The sequence below is a fragment of the Janthinobacterium sp. GW822-FHT07H11 genome (genome assembly GCF_058798615.1).
In genome coordinates, this window is record NZ_CM179507.1 from 1,313,398 (window position 1) to 1,330,351 (window position 16,954).

Below are 16,954 nucleotides of genomic sequence, written 5' to 3' on the forward strand. Positions count from 1 at the left end.
TTGAATTGTCACTCTGCCTATTTTTCGCGCGTGCGCGGCGACGTCGAAATCCTCTTCTACGCCCCTGAATAATGCGGCAGCGCACCAAAATAGTGCGCCTTATTTCCCGTTTTTGGGCCCTGCGCAGCAAACATTGGCGAGGCGGTGTATGCTTCGTCCCGTTTATCCATTATCACCTTACAAATTGTGTGCTTTGTCGCGCAACTGATGAACGGTAAATGATGGGTGAAGCATGTTGATGTTTTGATCATGCGCCTGATACTGTTGCACTAATACAACGGGTGTCTACAAGGCATGCGCTATGATGGAATGGTCAATCAGGCCAATGCATTGGTTGGCAAGGGGCACTGGCTCTATCGCACAGTACGGTTAGCGATGGTCGGGATGCCTGAAAAAGCCCCCGGCCTGGTACCGGAAGTAACATGTTGGAACTTGATGGAATGTGAAACGGTCGTTATAGTGCCGCTTCCGGTGCCCTTTGAGCACCGAACCGGCGCACGAAAATACGGTCGTTATGCAGCCTTCTAGCTTATCGGTGCAATAGCGTGCCGATACCGATATGAATTGTTCCTCTGACCGGAACAGCAATGTGGCAGGTGGAGACCTTGCCCTCACTCATAAAAAGCGCTCTGCTAGAGCGCAGCTCGAGATGCATAGGCTGTATTACTTTTTGCTTCAAAAATTAAAGGAAATCGCAATGAAAAAAACTCTGATCACCCTGGCAGTCCTGGCAGCAGCCACCGGCGTAGCCCAAGCTCAATCGAGCGTCGTCATCTACGGTACCGTTGACGCTGGTTTCGTCAGCGAGCGCGGCGGTGTTAACGGCAACGTTAACAAACTGGACAGCGGCGTTGCTTCGGCTTCCCGTATCGGCTTCAAAGGCACCGAAGATCTGGGCAGCGGCCTGTCGGCACTGTTCGTCCTGGAATCGGGTTTCGGCGTTGACAACGGTACGCAAGACAAAGCTGGTTCGATCTTCAATCGTCAATCGTACATCGGTCTGAGCAGCAAAACGACCGGTACCCTGACCCTGGGTCGTCAATACACGCCTTGGTACAACACCCTGTCGAAAGTTGCTGATCCATTCGCAGTGGGCTACGCTGGTTCCGCCAAGAACCTGTTCCCATCGAAAGCACTGACCCGCACCAGCAACACCGTGCTGTACACCTCGCCAAACTTCAACGGTTTTGACGCTGACGTGGCTTACACCTTCGGCGAAAAAGCTGAGTCGAACAAAATCGGCCGTCAAATCGGCGCGTCGGTTGGCTACTCGAACGGTCCTCTGAACGCACGTCTGGCTTACAACACCACCAGCAACGACACCGCAACCACCGAATCGGGTAGCGCACGTAACTGGTTGGCTGCAGCTAACTACGACTTCGCAGTTGCAAAAGCTTACATCGCATACGGCTCCAACAAAGGCGACAACAGCGCAATCGCTAACAACGCCAAGGAAAACGCAGACGGTACGTTCTCGACGAGCAACTCGTTCAACTACAAAACCGCTGGTTACAGCAACGACAGCAACAACATCCTGGTTGGCGCTACCGTACCAGTTGGCGAAGCTGGCACCGTAATGGCTTCGTTCATCCGCACGAACGACAAAGCCGGTACGAACGCTGATGCTGATCAATGGGCACTGGGCTACTCGTACTCGCTGTCGAAGCGTACCAGCACCTACGCTTCGTACGCTAAAATCAAGAACAAAAACGGCGCTGGTTACACCGTTGGTAACAACAGCAACGTTGGTTCGGGCGACAAAGCCTTCAACGTTGGTGTTCGTCACTCGTTCTAATATTCGCGCAAGCGAAGCTTAGTACCGCTGCAGGCGTCCCCTCGGGGATGTCTGTCGGCAAAGAAACGCGTCTCCAGGCTAGTCCTGGCGGCGCGTTTTTGCATGGAGCGCCAGTTATAATGTTGCCGTTATTAAAGTAAAGGAATGCCATGTATGCATTGAAATTGCCGCGCCTGGCTGCCATGCTGGCCGCGCTGTTGCTGATCGGCACTACCGGCGCCGTCTTCGCCGCCAAGGGCAAGCAGGCGGCGGGGCTGGAACGCTATGGCGTGGCCGTTTACTCCGACCTGTGCCTGCAGAAGGATAGCGGCGAGATCGGCGGCCAGCGCGTGACCCTGCACCGCTTTGCCGAAGCCGATTCGGTCATCTATGAATTCACGGCCGGCGCCCTGAGCTGGCCCATCGTGGCCAGCGACGTCAACCTGGACGCCGCCACGGGCGCCTTCGACTTCACCATCGCCGGCGCCGACAGCGAAGAGCGTACCATCGTCGGCAAGTTCTCCAGGGATGGGCAGACCCTGACCCTGGAGGGCGATTACTGCGGTGGCAATGTGCGCATGCCCATGAAGCTGCGCCGCGTGCGCGATTTCGGCCGGCCGCTGAAAACGTGCACGCCTTGCCCGCCCATGCCGCAGGCGCCGGCCGAGGCAGCGCCTGCCGCGCCAGTGCAGGAGAGCGCGCCTGCGCCCGCCGCTGCGTAGTTTTTTGTTGTTTTGAAATGAAAAAGGCCCGGTATCGACCGGGCCTTTGTTGTTTTCAGCGTGGCGCTGGCGGCTATTTTGCCGCCTGGGCCTTTTCCGCATTCGCGCGGATGGTGCTCAAGGTGGCGTTTGGCGTGATCAGGTTGCCGTCATAGCGCAGCTCGATCAGGGCCGGCAAGCTGTGTGCGTTGGCGTGCGCCAGCGCCCGCTGCAGGGCTGGGGCGAACTCTTCTGTCGTATTCACCACTTCGCCATGCGCGCCGTATGCTTGCGCCAGCGCCGCGAAATCCGGATTGTGCAGGGTCGTGCCCGACACGCGGCCCGGGTAGTCGCGTTCCTGGTGCATGCGGATGGTGCCGAACATCTGGTTGTTGAAGACGATGATGACCACGCCCGCCTGGTATTGCACGGCCGTCGCCAGTTCCTGGCCATTCATCATGTATTCGCCGTCGCCGGCAAAGGTGATCACGGTGCGCTGCGGGTGCACGATCTTGGCCGCCACGCCGGACGGCACGCCGTAGCCCATGGCGCCATTCGTCGGCGCCAGCTGCGTGCGCAGGCCGCCGTAGCGGTAGAAGCGGTGTGCCCACGAGGCGTAGTTGCCGGCGCCGTTCGTCACGATGGTATCAAGAGGGGCCTGGGCCATGATCTCCTGCGTCACTTGCCACAGGTCCAGCGGCGCCTGGCCATCCTGGAAGATGGGCGGCCGCTCCTGGTAGGCGGCCAGCTCGGCCTTGGCTTCGGCCGGCGTATGTTTCCATGCGGAAGCGTCGACGGGCGCCATGGCGGCCAGCATGGCGCAGATTTGCGGCATGCCGCTGTTGATCATCAGTTCGGCCTGGTAGACACTGCCCAGTTCCTCGGCATCCGTGTGGATGTGCACCAGGCGCTGGCGCGGCACGGGCGAGTCGAACAGGGTGTAGCCGCCCGTGGTCATTTCGCCCAGGCGCGGGCCGATGGCGATGACCAGGTCGGCATTTTTCACGCGCGCGGCCAGTTTCGGGTTGATGCCGATGCCCACGTCGCCGATGTAGTTCGGGTGGGCATTGTCGAGCAAATCCTGGAAGCGGAAGGCGCAGGCGACGGGCAGGTGGTTGCTTTCCGCAAACTGTTGCAGGTCGGCGCAGGCTTGCGGCGTCCAGGTGGTGCCGCCCAGCAATACCAGCGGACGTTGCGCCTCGGCCAGCATGGCGCGCAGCTGCTGCAACTGGGCGTCCGATGGCGCCGCCTGCACGGCTTGGTAGGCGCGCGTGTCGGCGACAGTCGCCATGGAAATGAGCATGTCTTCCGGCAGGGCCAGCACGACGGGGCCGGGACGCCCGCTGGTGGCCACCTGGAAGGCGCGCGCCAGGTATTCGGGGATGCGTTCGGCGCGGTCGATCTGTGCCACCCACTTGGCCATCTGGCCGTACATGCGGCGGTAGTCGATTTCCTGGAACGCTTCGCGGTCGACGAAATCGTTGCCCACCTGGCCGATGAACAGGATCATCGGCGTCGAATCCTGGTAGGCCGTGTGCACGCCGATCGAGGCGTTGGTGGCGCCCGGTCCGCGCGTGACGAAGCAGATGCCGGGCTTGCCGGTCAGCTTGCCGTAGGCTTCGGCCATGAAGGCGGCGCCGCCTTCCTGGCGGTTGATGATGAAGCGGATGCCTGAATCGTGCAGGGCGTCGAGCACGTCGAGGTAGCTCTCGCCAGGCACGCCAAAGGCGGTGTCGACACCGTGGATGTGCAGGGCATCGACCAGGATCTGGCCGCCGGTACGGGATTGTTGCGTCATGTTCGGCTCTTTATATTCTAGTGGGGTGGCAAAGAAAATCGGGCAAGCGAAGCGCATGCGCTGGGTATGCAAGCAGCTTGCGCCATTCTATGTGAGCCGATTTGGCCCGGCTTTTGAAATGGCGACACCGAATTACACAATCTCCCGGTGCCGGGCTCGCGGGCCGCGGCCGTTCCGGCAGCGGCTTTTTGCAGAAACATGCTGCGGCGCGGTACAATGGCGGGTGAAGCAGGCCAGACAGTCGCTGGCCGGCGCAGCAATGCGCTGGCGGGAGGAAGGTCCGGACTCCATAGAGCGGGGTGACGGTTAACGGCCGTCCGCTGAAAGCCGCAAGGTATAAGGCGAGGAATAGGGCCACAGAGACGAGCGTATTAAGTTACGGTGAAACGCGGTAACCTCCACCTGGTGCAATTTCAAATAGGCACGCGATGATGCTGCTCGCGGAGCGTGCGGGTAGAAAGCTTGAGCGCCCGAGTAATCTGGCGCCTAGAGGAATGACTGTCATAGCGCCGACCCGCAAGGGGAGGCGCCGTAACAAAATCCGGCCTATCGGCCTGCTTCACTTGAATTCCTGCTTCCTGGCGTGCCAGGAAGCGTACGCCAGGCGGCATTTTCCGCCTGGCGATGCATCCCAAAAGCCCCTGCAAAGGGGCTTTTTTTGTTTATAAAAAAATACTTGGCAGCATAAAGTTGTATATACAATTAAAAATGACAATTGGTTAAAGTTTCTCGAATCTAATTAATTGCTGCATTGCAAAATAACTTGTCAATGGTGAAGCCAGGCCCGGAAAATAGCTGGCTGGGACCCTGGACGGGGCACTTTTTTGCTGAAAACCAAGTCTTTTCCAGTCGCCGTTTATCGTTGTGCTCGCACGACGAAACTATTGTCATGCATCAACTAACTGTAAAAATTTCAAGTTTTCCATTTCGTTTTTTCTGATGTTTACGGTAGGAAAACACATGTGTGCAGATGAGGTAGCACATTCACTATCTTTCATAAGTGCCTAATTTATCGATATATTTTTATTTGATACTCCTTCAACGATCTGCGCTAAGTCCTTAATTTCATTAATAAAATTCCCGTTTTGCCAATCGGAAACCGCTTGACCACTATCTTTGCTTACTCTAAAGTGGGCAACTGTGTGAAAAAGTGTATTTTTGTGGGAAATTTTCCCTCCCAGCGTGACGCCAAGGCGTCGCAACCCCAGCTCAAAAAGGTCTTTCGTGTTTCAAGGCGCGTCCGCTATCAATCTCGATGCCAAAGGCAGGATGTCTATCCCTGCCAAGCACCGTGACGCGCTGGCGATCCAATGCGAAGGCCGGCTGACCCTGACCAAACACCCCGATGGCTGCCTGCTGTTTTTCCCCCGTCCCGTGTGGGAAAGCCACCGCCAGCAGATCGCCGCCTGGCCCATGTCGGCGCGCGCCTGGCAGCGCATCTTCCTCGGCAACGCTTGCGATGTCGAACTCGATTCGGCCGGCCGCGTGCTGATCTCGCCTGAATTGCGCAACGCCGTGGGGCTGTCGCGCGAAGTCATGATGATCGGCATGGGTAGCCACTTTGAAATATGGGATGCCGCCAAACTGGCCGACAAAGAACAGCAGGCGATCGATGCCGGCACTCCCGATGTACTTTCCAATTTTTCTTTCTAAGGCTCCGTAATGACACTACTCACGGTGCCGGAATTTCAGCATCGCACGGTGCTGCTCGATGAAGCGGTCGATGCGCTCGACCTGTCGGGCGACCGCGCGCACGGCATTTATGTCGACGGCACGTTTGGCCGCGGCGGCCATAGCCGCTTGATCCTCTCGCGCCTGGCGCTTGACGCGCGCCTGATCGGCTTCGACAAGGATTTGCAGGCGATCGCCACGGCGGAACAGATCGCCGACCCTCGTTTTGAAATTGTCCATGACAGCTTTGCCACCATGACGGCCAGCCTGGCCGCGCGCGGCGTGCGGCAGGTGGACGGCATCCTGCTCGACCTGGGCATCTCTTCGCCGCAGGTCGACGATGCGGCGCGCGGTTTCAGCTTCCGCAACGACGGACCGCTGGACATGCGCATGGATACCACGCGCGGCATCTCCGCGGCCGAATGGCTGGCGGTGGAAACCGAGCAGAATTTAGAGAAAGTGATACGCGATTATGGGGAAGAACGGTTTGCTTTTCAGATTGCAAAGGCGATTGTTGCTGGCCGGGCAGTCCAGCCAATTTCAAGCACACGACAGCTTGCCGGCATCGTGGCAGGCGCCGTCAAGACCCGCGAGAAGGGTAAGGACCCCGCTACCCGCACCTTTCAGGCAATCCGCATTTTCATTAACAAAGAGCTCGAGGATCTCGAGATCGGTCTGAACCAGGCGTATGCCTGCCTGGCGCCCGGCGCGCGCATGGCCGTGATCAGCTTTCATTCGCTGGAAGACCGCATGGTCAAGCGCTTCTTCGCCTCGAAGGCGAACGTGGAGCAGCCTGACCGCCGCCTGCCGATCCGCGCGGTCGACCTGCCGCAGCCGGAGATGAAGCTGATTGCGAAGATGAAGCCATCCGACGCCGAGATCGAGGGCAATCCCCGTTCGCGTTCGGCCGTGATGCGCGTGGCGCAGCGTTTGCCCATTCCAGCTAGTGGCGGCGCCCGATGACTGGCAAGCTGTGCGTGGTGTTGTCGGCCCTGCTGGTGTGCTGCGGCCTGTCGCTGGTGAACGCGCAGTACCAGTCGCGCCACCTGCTGATCGACCTGGAGCGCGCGCAAGCGCTGTCGCGCCAGCTCGACATCGACTGGGCGCAGCTGCAGCTGGACCAGTCCACCTTGGGCAAGCATGAACGCATCGAAGCGATCGCGCGGCGCGACCTGAGCATGACGCCGCTGACGGCAGCGCGTACGCAATACCTGACGGAGGGCGAATAATGAAGTTGGGCGGTAACAGCAACGGCCGGGTGGCGGCATCGAAGGGCGTGCCATTCTCGAAAAACCCCGTACTGGCGGTGCGCCTGCCCGTCTGGCGTTCGCGCGTCGTGCTGTTCCTGCTGTTCTTCGCTTTCGCCGGCCTGGGCGCGCGCGCGCTGTGGCTGCAGGGCGTGTCGACGCAGTTCCTGCAAAAGCAGGGCAAGGCGCGCTATGAGCGCACCCTGGAATTGCCGGCCACGCGCGGCAAGATCACCGACCGCAACGGCCAGGTGCTGGCGTCGTCCGTCCCCGTGAAAGCCATCTGGGCCATTCCCGACGACGTGCTGCAGGCGTCGCCCGAGAAAATCAATGCGCTGGCCGGCCTGCTGGACATGAACGTCAACGAATTGCGCAAGAAGCTCGATTCGGACCGCAGCTTCGTCTACTTGAAACGCCAGGTCGAGATGGACGTGGCCGACAAGATATCCAAGCTGGGCATCGACGGCATCGACGAGCGCAAGGAATACAAGCGCTTCTATCCGCAGGGTGAAGTGATGACCCACGTGGTGGGCTTTACCAACGTGGAAGACGTGGGCCAGGAAAGCATGGAACTGGCGCAGCAGAAAACCCTCGTCGGCACCACCGGCAGCCGCCGCGTGATCAAGGACCGCCTGGGCCACATCGTCGAAGACATCGGCTTCATCCACGAACCGCATGACGGCAAGGACCTGACCCTGTCCGTCGACAGCAAGATCCAGTACATCGCCTTCACGCAGCTGAAGGAAGCGGTGGAGAAATTCAATGCCAAGGCCGGCGGCGCCGTGGTGCTCGACGTGCACACGGGCGAAGTGCTGGCCCTGGCCAATTACCCGAGCTACGACCCGAACGACCGCCGCAAGCTCACCGGCCAGCAGCTGCGCAACCGCGTCATGACCGATACCTTCGAACCCGGTTCGACCCTGAAGCCGATCACGGTGTCGCTGGCGCTCGACACGGGCCGGGTCAAGCCGACCACCTTGATCGACACGGGCCCGGGCCGCTACACGATCGCCGACCGCACGATTACCGACACCAAGCCGCACGGCGTGATCAACGTCTCTGAAATCATCGAGATGTCGTCGAATATCGGCACCTCGAAGATCGCGCTGGGCATGCCGTCGCAGGAAATGTGGGAAATGTTTACCAAGGTGGGCTTCGGCCAGCAGCCGAAATGGGGCTTCCCCGGCGCCGTGGCCGGCCGCGTGCGTCCATATAAATCGTGGCGCCCGGTGGAACAGGCCACCATGAGCTACGGTAACGGCATTTCCGTGTCGCTGATCCAGCTGGCGCGTTCTTATATGATGTTCGCCCGCGACGGCGACACGATTCCGTTGTCGTTCCAGAAGGTCAATGAACTGCCCGTGGGCCAGCAGGTGATCAAGCCGAAGACGGCCGCAGAAATGCGCGCCATGCTCGAACTGGTGGTCTCCGGCGCGCACGGCTCGGCCAAGCGCGCCCAGGTCGCCGGCTACCGCGTCGGCGGCAAGACGGGCACCGCCTATAAAGTGGAAAATGGCCGCTATGCGATGCCGCGCAAATACATCGGCTCTTTCGTGGGCATGGTGCCGATGTCGGCGCCGCGCTTCATCATTGCCGTGATGATCGATGAACCGACCGGCCCAGCCCACTATGGCGGCCAGGTTGCCGCTCCCGCTTTCGCGGCGATTGCGACCAACGCGCTGCGCGCGATGAACGTACCGCCCGATTCCTCCGTTACCGAAATCGTGGTCCCGGCCAATGCCGGCCCGGAGGCCATGTGAAGTCACTCATGACCATACAAGACATCAGTTTGTGGATCAAAACGGCTGCCCCGTCCGGGCAGCTGACGTCCGATTCGCGCCGCGTGCAGCGCGGCGACGTGTTTTTCGCCTACGCGGGCGCCACCGATTTCATCGCCGCCGCCATCGCGCAGGGCGCCGCCGCCATCGTGCATGACGCCGTTGAATGGAACGCCGCATGGAGCGTGCCGCACCTGCTGGTCAGCGACCTGAAACGCCTGGCCGGCCCCGTGGCGCATGCTGTCTACGACATGCCCGACAGCGCCATGTTCAGCGCCGGCGTGACGGGCACGAATGGCAAGACCTCGTGCGCGCTATGGTTGGCGCAGGCCCTGGCGCGCCTCGGCGTCACCTCGTCCGTCATCGGGACTTTGGGCGTGGGCTTGTGCAAGCCGCGCGGCGCCATCGAATTCGACGTCACCGGCTATACCACGCCTGATGCCGTGCTGCTGGCGCGTAAACTCGCCGCCATGCGCGACGCCGGCGCCAAGGCCGTCGCCATCGAAGTGTCGTCGATCGGCCTGGACCAGGACCGCGCGGCCGGCATGCATTTCGATGTCGCCATGTTCACCAATTTGACGCGCGACCACCTCGATTACCATGGCGACATGGCCGCCTACGAGGCGGCCAAGGTCAAGCTGTTCGACTGGCCCGGCCTGAAAACGGCCGTCATCAACCTCGACGACCCCATGGGCCTGCGCCTGGCGCAGCACGTGGACGGCAAGCTGGCGGGCGAGTATCCCGTCATCGGCTATACCTTGCAGGATGCAGCCAGCCAGCCGGACTTGCCCGGCGTGCTGATGCTGCGCGCCAGCCAGTTCCGCAGCCGCAATGCCGGCACCGACTTCCACCTGGAATGCGCGCTGGGCGTGGCGCTGGTGAAAACGCAGCTGGTAGGACACTTCAATATCAGCAATGCGCTGGCCGTGCTGGGTGCCTTGCTGGCGCACGGCACCGGCCTGCGCGCCGCCATCGATGGCATCGAATCCTTGCAGCCGGCCCCCGGCCGCATGCAGCAGGTGGGCGGCCAGGAAGCGCCGATGGTCGTCATCGATTACGCGCATACGCCGGACGCGCTGGAAAAAACCCTGGCCGCCTTGCGCCAGGTGGCGCAGGAACGGGGCGGCCAGCTGTGGTGCGTATTTGGCTGCGGCGGCGACCGGGATCCGGGCAAGCGGCCGCAGATGGGCGCCATCGCGCAGCTGGCCGACCACGTGCTCGTCACCAGCGACAATCCGCGCAGCGAAGACCCGCATGCCATCATCGGCCAGATCGTCGCCGGCATGCGTGCCGATGGTCCGCAGCCGCAGGCCATCGAAGACCGCGCCGCCGCCATCCTGTCGGCCATCAAGCACGCCGCCAAGCCGGACGTGATCCTGTTGGCGGGCAAGGGCCATGAACCGTACCAGGAAATCAAGGGCAAGAAACTGCCGTTCTCCGATGCAGACCACGCGCAGCTGGCCCTGTCCGCGCGCCTGACCATGATGAGGACGAACTGATGCGCGGCACCCTGACAGAACTGATGCAGGCGCTGGACGGCGCGCAACTGGCGGGCGACGCCGCCCGCGCGTTCGCCGGCGTCTCCACCGACAGCCGCAGCGCCCCAGCCGGTTCGCTGTTCGTCGCCCTGCGCGGCGAGAGCTTCGACGCCCATGACTTCCTCGAGCAGGTGGCCGCCAGTGGCGTCGCCGCCGTGGTGGTCGAGCGCCTGCCCGCAGGCTGGGACAGCGGCAAGGTACCTGCCATCGTGGTGCCCGATACCCTGGTCGCGCTGGGCCGCATCGCCAACCATTGGCGCGGCCGTTTTAATTTGCCCGTCATTGGCGTCACCGGCAGCAATGGCAAGACCACCGTCAAGGAGATGATTGCATCGATCCTGGCGGCGGCCTTCGGTGAAGAAGCGCGCCTGGCCACGCGTGGCAACCTGAATAATGAAATCGGCGTGCCGCTGACCCTGTTCCGCCTGAATGAAGAACACAAGGCGGCTGTCATCGAGATGGGCATGAACCATCCGGGAGAAATTGCACGTCTGGCGGCGATTGCCGCGCCGACCCTGGCGATGGTCAACAACGCGCAGCGCGAGCACCAGGAATTCATGCATACGGTGGTAGCGGTGGCGCGCGAGAACGGCGCCGCGCTGGCGGCATTGGCCGACGACGGCGTGGCTGTCTTCCCGCATGGCGACGAATTCACGCCCGTGTGGCGCGAACTGGCCGGCGCGCGCGCCGTCATTACCTTCGGCTTGTCGAAGGAGGCGGACGTCAGCTGCACGCACCGCGCGGCCGAGGATTTTGGCAGCGACCTGTTCGTTAGCGTGCGCGCGCAGGACGGCGGCCTGCGCCAGTTCTTCGTCGGCCTGCAGGCGGCGGGCGAGCACAATGTGCGCAATGCGCTGGCCGCGGTGGCATGCGCCGTGGGCGCCGGCATCGCCATCGAACATATCAAGCAGGGCCTGGAGGCGTTCGCCCCCGTGAACGGCCGCCTGCAGAAAAAACGTGCCGCCAATGGCGCCACCATCATCGACGACACGTATAACGCCAATCCGGATTCGGCGCGCGCGGCCATCGATGTACTGGCGCAGGCGCCGGCACCTCGCATCCTGGTGCTGGGCGAGATGGGCGAAGTCGGCACGCAGGGGCAGCAGTTCCACGAAGAGATCGGCGCCTACGCCGCCGCCAAAGGCATCGAACACGTGCTGGCGACGGGCGGCCTGGCGCGCCACCTGGTGAATGCGGCGCAGGCGGCCGCCAGCCAGGAATCAGGCACGGTCGTGGAGTATTTCGAACAGTTCGACGGTTTGCTGGCGGCGCTCGATGCGCATTTGTCCGGCCGTTCGGATGCAACAGTATTAATCAAGGGCTCCCGCTTCATGAAAATGGAACGGGCCGTGCAGCATTTGATTGGTTCAAACAACAAAAACAAGGAAGCTCACTAATCATGCTGCTCTGGCTCGCTCATTATTTCCAGGACGACATTGGCCCATTGCGGGTCTTTAACTTCATCACATTCCGCGCCGTCTTCGCCACCTTGACGGCGATTTTGATCGGCCTGTGCGCCGGCCCCGCCGTGATCCGCATGCTCACGCGCATGAAGGTTGGCCAGGCCGTGCGCACGGACGGTCCGCAAACGCACTTGAAAAAACACGGCACCCCGACCATGGGCGGCGTGCTGATCCTGATCGCCATCGGCATTTCCACCTTGCTGTGGGCCGACCTGTCGAACCGCTTCATCTGGCCCGTGCTGATCGTCACCCTGGGCTTTGGCGCCGTCGGCTGGGCCGACGACTACCGCAAGGTGGTGCACCAGGATCCGGAAGGCATGCGCTCGCGCGAAAAATACTTCTGGCAGTCGCTGATCGGCATCGTCGCCGCGTTTTACCTGGCGTTCTCCGTCTCCATCTCGGAGCCGAATGCGGGCCAGGTGTGGAACCTGATCTATGCATGGGTGCAGTCCGGCTTTGCCATGGACTTGCCGCCCAAGGCCGACTTGATCGTGCCGTTCTTCAAGACCATCAGCTATCCGCTGGGCGTGTGGGGCTTCATCGCGCTGACGTACTGCGTCATCGTCGGCACCAGCAACGCCGTCAATTTCACCGACGGACTCGATGGCCTGGCCATCATGCCGACCGTGATGGTGGGCACTGCCCTGGGCTTGTTCGCCTACCTGACGGGCAATGTCACTTATGCGCGCTACCTGTTCATTCCGCACATCCCGGGCGCCGGCGAGCTGGTGATCTTCTGCGGCGCGCTGGCCGGCTCCGGCCTGGCCTTCCTCTGGTATAACACCCATCCCGCCAAGGTTTTCATGGGCGATGTGGGCGCGCTGGCACTGGGCGGCGCACTGGGCACCATCGCCGTCATCGTGCGCCAGGAAATCGTCCTGTTCATCATGGGCGGCATCTTCGTGGTCGAAACGCTGTCCGTGATCATCCAGGTTGCCTGGTTCAAGTACACCAAGAAGCGCTACGGCGTGGGCCGTCGCGTCTTCCTGATGGCGCCTTTGCACCACCATTTTGAACAAAAAGGCTGGAAAGAAACGCAGGTTGTCGTGCGCTTCTGGATCATCACCATGATGCTGGTGCTGCTCGGCCTGACCACCTTGAAGCTGCGCTGATGATGTACCTTGATAAAACCGCACTGGTACTGGGCCTCGGCGAATCGGGGCTGGCCATGGCCCTGTGGCTGGCGCGCTGCGGCGCTGCCGTGCGCGTGGCCGATACAAGGGAAGCCCCTGAACGCCTGGCCGCGCTGCAGACGGCCGTGCCGCAGGCGCAGTTCATCGCTGGCGCCTTCACGGCCGACCTGCTCGATGGCGTCGACTTCGTCGCCGTCAGCCCCGGCCTGGCGCCGCACCGCGAACTGGCTGGTATCGCTCCGGCCGCGCAGGAAAAAAACATCCCCGTGTGGGGCGAGATCGAACTGTTCGCGCAGGCCCTGGCCGCGCTCAAGGCGGAACGCGGCTATGCGCCGAAAGTCATCGCCATCACGGGCACGAATGGCAAGACGACCGTCACCAGCCTGGTGGGACTGCTGTGCGAACGCGCGGGCCTGGCCACGCGCGTGGCCGGCAATATCAGCCCGGCCGCGCTGGACGTGCTGCGTGAAGTGCTCGATGCTGAACCGGCCCGGGCTCCTGCCGCCGCTGAAGAGGACGGCGAAGCCGCCGAACCGGTGGTCAGCGCCCTGCCGCAGGCGTGGATACTGGAGCTGTCCAGCTTCCAGCTGCACACGACGTTCAGCCTGCAGGCCGATGCGGCCACGGTGTTGAATCTGTCGCAGGATCACCTGGACTGGCACGGCGACATGGCTGCCTACGCTGCCGACAAGGCGCGGATCTTCGGCGACCAGACCGTGCGCGTGCTGAACCGCGACGACGCGCTTGTGATGCGCATGGCCGACCCGCTGGCCGAGACGATTACCTTCGGCACGGGCGAGCCGGTTGAAGTGGACAGTTTTGGCCTGGTCAATGAACGCGGCATCTTCTGGCTGGCGCAAGCCGTGCCCAGCGAAGAAGTGATCGAGAAAAAACGCCGGAAGAACGATCCGGCGCCGGAACCGGTGCCGACGATGGCGAAAAAGCTGATGCCGGCCGACGCGCTGAAGATCCGCGGCCAGCACAATGCCTCGAATGCCCTGGCTGCGCTGGCCCTGTGCCGCGCCATCGGCTTGCCGTTTGCGCCGCTGCTGCATGGCTTGCGCGAATACCAGGGCGAGCCGCATCGCGTGGAATTGATCACGGCCGTCGGTGAAGTCGAGTACTACGACGACAGCAAGGGCACGAACGTGGGCGCGACAGTGGCCGCATTGTCCGGCCTGGGCAAGGCGTTTGGCGGCGCGGAACAGCGCCTGGTGCTGATCGCCGGCGGCGACGGCAAGGGACAGGATTTCTCGCCGCTGGCCGAACCGGTGTCGCGCTATGTGCGCGCGGTGGTGCTCATTGGCCGCGATGCGCCAGCCTTGCGCGCGGCGCTGGAGCCTTCCGGGGTGGATCTGCACGATTGCGCCACCTTGCCGGAAGCGGTCAGGCGCGCCAGCGGCCTGGCGCTGGCCGGTGACGCGGTGCTGCTGTCGCCAGCCTGCGCCAGCCTGGACATGTTCAAGAACTATGCGCACCGCGCGCAGGTGTTCGTCGACGCCGTGCGCGATATCGCCCTCGAAAACGGACAGGATATCTGATGGCCTTCCAACTGCCATTCCGCTTCGGTTCCGGCTCGGCTGCCAAGCCGCTGGATGGCCGCGCGCGGCAGTCGAAGATGATGGAATACGACCAGCCGTTGGTGTGGGTGGTCCTGCTGCTCATGTTGCTGGGCATGGTGATGGTGTATTCGGCGTCGATTTCGCTGTCGGATGCGCGCAAGTTCGCCGCCTACACGAACAATTATTTTGTCGTGCGCCAGGCGCTCTTCATCGGCATCTCGATCATCGCCAGCGCGCTGGTGTTCCGCATCCGCATCGCCACCTGGCAGAAGATGGCACCGTGGCTGTTCATCGGCACCCTGGTGCTGCTGGTGATGGTGCTGATACCGGGCCTGGGCGTGTCGGTCAACGGTGGCCGCCGCTGGTTGAACCTGCCGGGCCTGCGTCCGCAGCCGTCAGAGCTGATGAAGGTGGTGATGGTGCTGTACGCGGCCGACTACACGGTGCGCAAGCAGGAATACATGCACAAGCTGACCAAGGGCTTCATGCCGATGGCGCTGGCCGTCAGCTTCGTCGGCCTGTTGCTGCTGATGGAGCCCGATCTGGGCGCCTTCGGCGTGATTGTCTGCATCGCCATGGGCATCCTGTTCCTCGGCGGCGTCAACGCCATCTGGTTCGGCGGCATCGGCGCGATGCTGACGGCGATTTTCGTCACCATCATCGCCTTGTCGAAATTCCGCCGCGAGCGGTTTTTTGCCTACCTTGATCCATGGCAGGAAGACAATGCGCTGAACAAGGCGTACCAGCTGACGCACTCGCTGATCGCCTTCGGGCGTGGCGAGCTGTTTGGCGTGGGCCTGGGCGGCAGCGTGGAAAAACTGCACTACCTGCCCGAGGCGCACACGGACTTCCTGCTGGCCGTGATCGGCGAGGAACTGGGCCTGGTGGGCGTACTGATCGTGATCGGCATGTTCTACTGGATCATCAAGCGGGCATTTGACATTGGCCGCCAGGCGATCGCCATCGACCAGACCTTCGCCGGGCTGACCGCGAAAGGCATCGCCATCTGGATCGGCGTGCAAACCTTCATCAACATGGGCGTGAACCTGGGCCTGCTGCCGACCAAGGGCCTGACCCTGCCCTTGATGAGTTATGGCGGCACGGGCGTACTGATTAACTGTATCGGCCTGGCGATTTTGCTGCGCATCGATTACGAAAACCGGATCCTGATGCGGGGAGGCCGGTTATGAACAACGCGACGAATTTGAAAACGACAAAAAGACTGATGATCATGGCGGCCGGCACCGGTGGCCATATTTTTCCTGGGCTGGCGATCGCGCAGACGATGCGCGCGCGCGGCTGGGAAGTGAGCTGGCTGGGCACGACCCACGGCATGGAGCAGGACCTGGTGCCGAAAAGCGGCATTCCGATGGACGCCATCGCGTTCTCCGGCATGCGCGGCAAGGGCCTGGCGCACACGGTGAAGGGCGGCTTCAAGATGCTGGCCAGCTTCTTGGCCATCCGTCGCTTCATCGCCAGCCGCAAGCCGGACGTGGTGATGGGCATGGGCGGTTACGTCACCGTGCCGGGCGGCCTGATGGCGCGACTGAAGGGCGTGCCGCTGGTGCTGGTCAATGCCGACGCGGCGCTGCTGTTGTCGAACAAGACCCTGGTGCCGCTGGCGCAGCAGGTGTGCTTCGGTTTTCCCGCCGATTTCGGCAGCGCCGCCGGCAAGGCCGTCGTCACGGGCAACCCCGTGCGCGCCGAGATCCTGGCCATGGCGCCGCCGGCCGCGCGTTTCGCGGGCCGCAGCGGACCGTTGCGCATCCTCGTGGTGGGCGGCAGCCTGGGCGCGAAAGCGCTGAACGACAGCCTGCCTGCCGCGCTGGCGCTGATGCCGCAGGGCGAACGCCCGCTGGTGACGCACCAGTCGGGCAAGAAGAATATCGACGCCCTGCATGCGGCGTATGCGCAGGCGGGCGTGCAGGCTAATGTGGTCGACTTCATCGACGACATGGCCAGGGCGTATACCGAGGCCGACCTGGTGATTTGCCGCGCCGGCGCGATCACCCTGTCGGAACTGACGGCGGCCGGCGTGGCCAGCGTGCTCGTGCCGCTGGTCGCGTCGACCACCAGCCACCAGCGCGACAACGCGCAATGGATGGCAAAACAAGGCGCGGCGATTCATCTGCCGCAGACGGAAATGAGTGCGGCGTCGCTGAGCGCCTTGCTGGCGTCGTTGACGCGCGATACCTGCCAGCAGATGGCGCAGGCGGCACTGGCAGCAGGCAAGCGCGACGCCAATGAGGCGATCGCACACGTATTGGAAAAACTGGCATGAGGTTAGCT

General features: G+C 62.4%; 13 protein-coding genes and 1 other RNA gene. 13 read left to right on the forward strand and 1 reads right to left on the reverse strand.

The annotated features are described in order from the left end of the window. The first annotated feature begins 697 nt into the window (after positions 1-697). On the forward strand, positions 698-1,795 hold the full coding sequence (locus tag AC3RCJ_RS05890; RefSeq protein WP_492961606.1) for a porin: 1,098 nt from the start codon (positions 698-700) through the stop codon (positions 1,793-1,795). Positions 1,796-1,944: 149 nt separating this feature from the next. Next, positions 1,945-2,496 (forward strand): hypothetical protein, encoded by a 552-nt coding sequence (locus tag AC3RCJ_RS05895; RefSeq protein WP_492961604.1) that lies wholly within the window; start codon positions 1,945-1,947, stop codon positions 2,494-2,496. A 73-nt stretch (positions 2,497-2,569) separates the two neighbouring features. Here the strand turns inward: AC3RCJ_RS05895 and AC3RCJ_RS05900 are convergent, their stop codons facing one another. Next, positions 2,570-4,273, reverse strand: a complete 1,704-nt coding sequence (locus AC3RCJ_RS05900) for a thiamine pyrophosphate-binding protein (RefSeq protein ID WP_492961603.1) — start codon at positions 4,271-4,273, stop codon at positions 2,570-2,572. A gap of 225 nt (positions 4,274-4,498) precedes the next feature. Here AC3RCJ_RS05900 and rnpB point away from each other — a divergent pair. The 11 genes from rnpB to murG all read left to right on the forward strand — a co-directional run bounded on the left by rnpB (position 4,499) and on the right by murG (position 16,946). Beyond that, an RNA gene (rnpB, locus tag AC3RCJ_RS05905) (RNase P RNA component class A) lies at positions 4,499-4,838 on the forward strand. A gap of 659 nt (positions 4,839-5,497) precedes the next feature. Further along, entirely contained in the window at positions 5,498-5,926 is a 429-nt protein-coding gene (gene mraZ, locus AC3RCJ_RS05910) for a division/cell wall cluster transcriptional repressor MraZ (protein ID WP_076568405.1), read from the forward strand. A 9-nt stretch (positions 5,927-5,935) separates the two neighbouring features. Next, entirely contained in the window at positions 5,936-6,907 is a 972-nt protein-coding gene (gene rsmH / locus AC3RCJ_RS05915) for a 16S rRNA (cytosine(1402)-N(4))-methyltransferase RsmH (protein WP_492961601.1), read from the forward strand. Then, positions 6,904-7,173 carry a cell division protein FtsL gene (ftsL, locus tag AC3RCJ_RS05920; RefSeq protein ID WP_010394930.1) on the forward strand — a complete coding sequence of 90 codons (270 nt, stop codon included), beginning with the start codon at positions 6,904-6,906 and terminating at the stop codon, positions 7,171-7,173. The genes rsmH and ftsL overlap by 4 nt, the downstream gene beginning before the upstream one ends. Continuing rightward, positions 7,173-8,951 (forward strand): peptidoglycan D,D-transpeptidase FtsI family protein, encoded by a 1,779-nt coding sequence (locus AC3RCJ_RS05925; protein WP_492961598.1) that lies wholly within the window; start codon positions 7,173-7,175, stop codon positions 8,949-8,951. Before ftsL ends, AC3RCJ_RS05925 begins: the two co-directional genes overlap by 1 nt. 8 nt (positions 8,952-8,959) lie before the next feature. Beyond that, positions 8,960-10,468 (forward strand): UDP-N-acetylmuramoyl-L-alanyl-D-glutamate--2,6-diaminopimelate ligase, encoded by a 1,509-nt coding sequence (locus tag AC3RCJ_RS05930; RefSeq protein ID WP_492961596.1) that lies wholly within the window; start codon positions 8,960-8,962, stop codon positions 10,466-10,468. Next, complete coding sequence (locus tag AC3RCJ_RS05935; protein WP_492961594.1) at positions 10,468-11,904, forward strand: UDP-N-acetylmuramoyl-tripeptide--D-alanyl-D-alanine ligase; 1,437 nt, start codon at positions 10,468-10,470, stop codon at positions 11,902-11,904. The genes AC3RCJ_RS05930 and AC3RCJ_RS05935 overlap by 1 nt, the downstream gene beginning before the upstream one ends. Positions 11,905-11,906: 2 nt before the next feature. Further along, positions 11,907-13,082, forward strand: coding sequence for a phospho-N-acetylmuramoyl-pentapeptide-transferase (gene mraY / locus AC3RCJ_RS05940; protein ID WP_492961592.1), 1,176 nt, complete (start codon positions 11,907-11,909; stop codon positions 13,080-13,082). Then, entirely contained in the window at positions 13,082-14,644 is a 1,563-nt protein-coding gene (gene murD, locus AC3RCJ_RS05945) for a UDP-N-acetylmuramoyl-L-alanine--D-glutamate ligase (RefSeq protein ID WP_492961590.1), read from the forward strand. The genes mraY and murD overlap by 1 nt, the downstream gene beginning before the upstream one ends. Beyond that, entirely contained in the window at positions 14,644-15,855 is a 1,212-nt protein-coding gene (gene ftsW, locus AC3RCJ_RS05950) for a putative lipid II flippase FtsW (protein WP_492961588.1), read from the forward strand. The genes murD and ftsW overlap by 1 nt, the downstream gene beginning before the upstream one ends. Then, complete coding sequence (gene murG, locus AC3RCJ_RS05955) at positions 15,852-16,946, forward strand: undecaprenyldiphospho-muramoylpentapeptide beta-N-acetylglucosaminyltransferase (RefSeq protein ID WP_492961587.1); 1,095 nt, start codon at positions 15,852-15,854, stop codon at positions 16,944-16,946. Before ftsW ends, murG begins: the two co-directional genes overlap by 4 nt. The last annotated feature ends 8 nt before the right edge of the window (positions 16,947-16,954 follow it).